Source organism: Mesorhizobium sp. M7A.F.Ca.MR.176.00.0.0 (genome assembly GCF_004023165.1).
GTDB lineage: Bacteria > Pseudomonadota > Alphaproteobacteria > Rhizobiales > Rhizobiaceae > Mesorhizobium.
The window spans coordinates 1-4616 of the sequence record NZ_RZTC01000172.1; the positions used below are offsets into that span (position 1 = coordinate 1).

General features: G+C 61.4%; 3 protein-coding genes and 1 pseudogene. All 4 read left to right on the forward strand.

From position 1 onward, the window contains the following. Nucleotides 1–1126, forward strand: a 1126-nt coding sequence (locus tag EOB59_RS32305) for a translocation/assembly module TamB domain-containing protein (RefSeq protein ID WP_206533187.1), incomplete at its 5' end; no start/stop codon positions are given. A gap of 266 nt (nt 1127–1392) precedes the next feature. After that, nucleotides 1393–3045: an ABC transporter substrate-binding protein gene (locus EOB59_RS32310; RefSeq protein WP_127331805.1), complete on the forward strand. Its 1653-nt coding sequence runs from the start codon at nt 1393–1395 to the stop codon at nt 3043–3045. Between the two features lie 226 nt (nt 3046–3271). Continuing rightward, on the forward strand, nt 3272–4306 hold the full coding sequence (locus EOB59_RS32315) for an ABC transporter permease (RefSeq protein WP_027035014.1): 1035 nt from the start codon (nt 3272–3274) through the stop codon (nt 4304–4306). A gap of 57 nt (nt 4307–4363) precedes the next feature. After that, nucleotides 4364–4616: pseudogene (locus EOB59_RS36980) on the forward strand (ABC transporter permease); the annotation flags it as partial.

Below are 4616 nucleotides of genomic sequence, written 5' to 3' on the forward strand. Positions count from 1 at the left end.
CTCCGGCCTCGCCGTCAACGATCTCGCCGCCGATGTCTCGATTGCCGGCGGCGTCGCCAGGATCAACCGGTTGACCGGAACGCTGTCGACGCGCGGCAGCCTGTCGGCCAGCGGCACGGTCGGCATCAACCCGGCGCAGGGTTTTCCGGCCGATTTGTCGATCAAGCTGGTCGACGGCCGCTATACGGACGGAAGGGTGGTGACCGCCAATCTCGGCGGCGACCTTACGATCAAGGGACCGCTGACCTCCGCACCGGTCATTGCCGGCACCGTCAATCTCGCCAAGACGGTGATCACTGTTCCGGACAAATTGCCGGGCTCGCTGGCGGCGCTCGACGTCAAGCACAAGAACGCGCCAGGTGCGGTAAAGGCGCAGGACAAGGCGCTGCGGCCGCCGACGACCAGCGGCAAGGGCGGCGGTAGCGGCCTTGCGCTCGATGTCACGGTCAACGCGCCGAACCAGATCTTCATCCAGGGCAGGGGCGTCGATGCCGAACTTGGCGGCTCGCTGAAGCTGACCGGCCCGGCCTCGTCGCCGCAAGCGGTCGGCACCTTCACCCTGCAGCGCGGACGGCTGTCGATTCTCGGCAAGCGGCTGACCTTCACCGAAGGCACGGTCGGATTTTCCGGCTCGCTGGTGCCCTATCTCAATTTGACGGCGACTACGACGACGACCGGCGCCACCGTCACCATCGTGGTGTCGGGCGAGGCGACCAATCCGAAGTTCACCTTCTCCTCGGTGCCGGCGCTGCCCGAGGACGAGGTGCTGGCGCAATTGATCTTCGGGCGCTCGATGTCGAACCTGTCGCCGCTGCAGATCGCCCAGTTGGCCGAGGCCGCCGGGCAACTGGCCGGCGTCGGCGGCTCGACGTCGCTGCTGGAAAACCTGCGCAGCGCCATTGGTGTCGACGACCTCGACGTCACCACCGACGACCAGGGCGGCACGGCGGTTTCGGCGGGCAAATACCTCAACGACCGCACCTATGTCACGATCCAGAAAGGCGACAAGCCGGGCTCGGGCAAGGCTACGATCGACCTCAATGTCGGACGCGGCGTCAAGCTGCGCGGCGAGGCCAACGATGCCGGCGAAGCCAAGGGCGGCATCTTCTACGAGAAGGAATACTGATAGTTCGGCAGGACTTTTGGCCTCATGATGGATCGATTCTGGCGCTGTCCGGGCTGGAGTAAATGTCTCAGTTTAATCGACTACCGAGATTCCAGAAGAATCCGTCGGACAGTAGCAAATTTGCGCCAAGACTGTCGTTATCACGCGAACCGCTCCCCTTTCAAAGTTGCACATTCCCTAACATGTTCTCAATCCACGCCGTCTTTGACATCATGGCCTGGATGCGGAATGTTAAAAGGCGGAAAGCCAACAATGGGAGTTAAGTCATGACAATTTATAAGAGTAATGGCGATCGCGTTCCGGATCACATCCTGGCCATGGCCGAAGAAGCCAAGGCAGGCAAGGTGGATCGCCGCGAATTCCTGGCCATGGCCAGCGTCTTCGGTGCATCGACGGCAATGGCTTACGGCTTGCTCGGCCTCGCCGATCCGACGCCGGCGAAGGCCGAAGAGGTAAAGGGCAAGAAGGGCGGCACGCTGAAGATCGCCCAGTGGATTAAGGATCCCAAGGACCCGCGCAAGGCCGACTGGTCGGAAATCGCCAATGCCGAGCGCCAGGCGCTCGAGCCGTTGGTCAAGTACACGTCCGAATACACGTTCCGACCTTATCTGCTGGAAAGCTGGGACGTCAACGACGATGCCACGCAGTACACGCTGCATGTGCGCAAGGGCGTCACCTGGTCGAATGGCGATGCCTTCACCTCCGCCGACGTCGTCTTCAACCTGAAGCGTTGGGCCGACAAGAAAGCCGAAGGCAATTCCATGCCAGGCCGTCTTGGCTCGCTGGTCAAGGACGACAAGCTCGACGAAAGCGCCGTGACCATGCCGGACGACCACACGGTCGTGCTGAAGCTCACCAAGCCGGACATCGCGCTGATTCCGAACATGTGCGACTATCCCGGCCTCATCGTCCACAAGACCTTCGATGAGAAGGGCGGCGACTTCAAGGCCTGCCCGATCGGCACCGGTCCGTTCGAACTCGTCTCCTACGATGTCGGTCAGAAGGTGGTCTACAAGCGCCGCACCGACGACAAGTGGTGGGACGGCGAAGTGTTCCTCGACGGCCTGGAATTCATCGACTACGGCACCGATCCGGCGGCCATGGTCAGCGCTTTCGAAGCCGGCGAAGTGCACACCAATTTCGAGACTTCGGCCGACTACGTGTCGATCCTCGACGGCATGGACCTGGTGAAGTCGGAAATCGTCACCGCGTCGACCATCGTCTGCCGCACCAACGTCAACAACAAGCCCTATGGCGACCAGAAGGTGCGCAACGCGCTGCAGCTTGCGGTCGACAACAATGTCGTCTTGCAGCTCGGCTACGGCAATGCCGGTTCGGTCGCCGAAAACCACCATGTCTGCTCGATCCATCCGGAATATTACGAGCTGCCCAAGGTTGCCCGTGATCCGGCCAAGGCAAAGGCGCTGATGGCGGAAGCCGGCCAGGCCGACTTCGAACACGAGCTGATCACCGTCGATGAAGACTGGCACAAGAATACCGGCGATGCGATCGCCGCCCAGCTGCGCGACGCCGGCATCAAGGTGAAGCGCACCGTTCTGCCGGGTTCGACGTTCTGGAACGACTGGACGAAGTATCCGCTGTCGATGACCAACTGGAACATGCGCCCGCTCGGCGTCCAGGTTCTGGCCATCGCCTATCGCACCGGCGAGGCCTGGAACGAGGCCGGCTGGTCGAATCCGGACTGGGACGCCAAGCTCAATGCGGCGCTCGCCGTTGCCGACGCCGCCAAGCGCAAGGAAATGATGAAGGACATCGAGCAGATCCTGCAGGATTCCGGCATCATGATCCAGCCGTACTGGCGCAAGCTCTACAGCCACTCGGTCAAGGCGGTGCAGAACTACAAGATGCACCCGACCTTCGAACGCGACTACGGCAAGGTCTGGCTCGAGCAGGCTTGATCGCATCGACATGGGGGAAGGGGATCGCTCCCTTCCTCGCTCTTCGCATCGTCCGTCCCTGCTGGTCCGCACTTTCTCAAAAAAGTTGCGGACTCGCGGGCAAGGCCATGCAACAAAAACAGGGTTGATCGCATCCGAAGGCCTGTTTGACAGCCAGCCCCGCCGGTTACGGCAGGGTTGGCTTTCATAGCCGGCTCAAACCCCAACCCATCGGCAGGGGGCCGCCATGCTTTCCTTCGTTATCAGGCGTCTTGGCACCATGGCATTGACGATGCTGTGCCTGACCATGGTCGTCTTCTTCCTGATCAACCTCGAACCCAATCTGAAGAAGCTGGCGATCAGCCAGACCGAAATGCATACGTCGGCCGAGCAGCTCGAGAGCTGGCTGGTCAACCATGGCTACCGGCAGAACTTCTTCGTCCGCTATGGGCAGTGGCTGGGTGTGGTGCCCAAGCAACCTGTTACAGACCCGGCGACCGGCAAGCCGGCGCAGCGTTTCTCCTTCTGCAACGATCCGCTCGTGCCGACCTTCGCCGGCGTTTTCCAGGGCGATTTCGGCTGCTCGACCAAGTTCAAGGCGACCGTCGCCTCAAAGCTGTTTCCGGCACTCGGCGCTACCGGCATCCTGATGTTCTGGGTGCTGGTGGTGATGGTGCCGATCTCGCTGCTGATCGGCATTCTGGCCGGCATGCGCGAGGGGTCGCGAACCGACCGGGTGCTCTCCGTGGCGTCGATCGCCTCGACGGCGACGCCTGAATATGTGTCGGGCGTTATCTTCACCGTCATCTTCGCCTCATGGCTAGGCTGGCTGAACGGCTCGGCGGCTTCGGCCAGCCAGGGCATCACCTTCTACAATTTCACTTTGCCGGTGATGACGCTGGCGATCTACGGCATCGGCTATATTGCGAGGATGACCCGCGCATCGATGGTCGAAGTGATGACGCAGCAATATATCCGCACTGCCAGGCTGAAGGGTCTTTCCTTCGGCAGCGTCGTGGTCAAACATGCCTTGCGCAACGCGCTGATCGCACCGTTCACCGTCATCATGCTGCAGTTCCCATGGCTGCTCACCGGCGTCGTCATCGTCGAGGTGATGTTCCGTTACCAGGGCTTCGGCTACACGCTGGTCGAGGCGGCCGGCAACAACGACATCGACCTTTTGCTCGGCTGCTCGCTGGTCTCGGTGTTCATCGTCCTGATCACGCAGCTCATTTCCGATGTCGGCTACGCATTTCTCAATCCGCGTATCAGAGTTCAGTAGGGAGCGAAGCGGATGCCGGTTCAATACATCAGTGGCTTCACCATCGTTCTCGAAGTGCTGTCGCGCTTCTGGCCGGTCTGGATCGCGCTCGTCATCGTCATGGGCGCGAGCTTCGCCTACAAGAAGAAGCTGGCGCTCTACGGCCAGCTGTTCGACAGCGGCGTCGGCATCGTCGGCGTCGGCATCTGCCTGTTCTGGCTGTTCACGGCGATCTTCGCCGCGACCATTTCTCCCTTCGACCCGCTGGCCCAGATTCCCATCATGAAGGATGTGCTGCCGGGCGCCGTCGAACCGAAATCGGGGCTGACTT

Coding starts and splice junctions, on each gene's coding strand:
- EOB59_RS32310 (WP_127331805.1), top strand. CDS start 1,393: ATGACAATTTATAAGAGTAATGGCGATCGCGTTCCGGATCACATCCTG.
- EOB59_RS32315 (WP_027035014.1), top strand. CDS start 3,272: ATGCTTTCCTTCGTTATCAGGCGTCTTGGCACCATGGCATTGACGATG.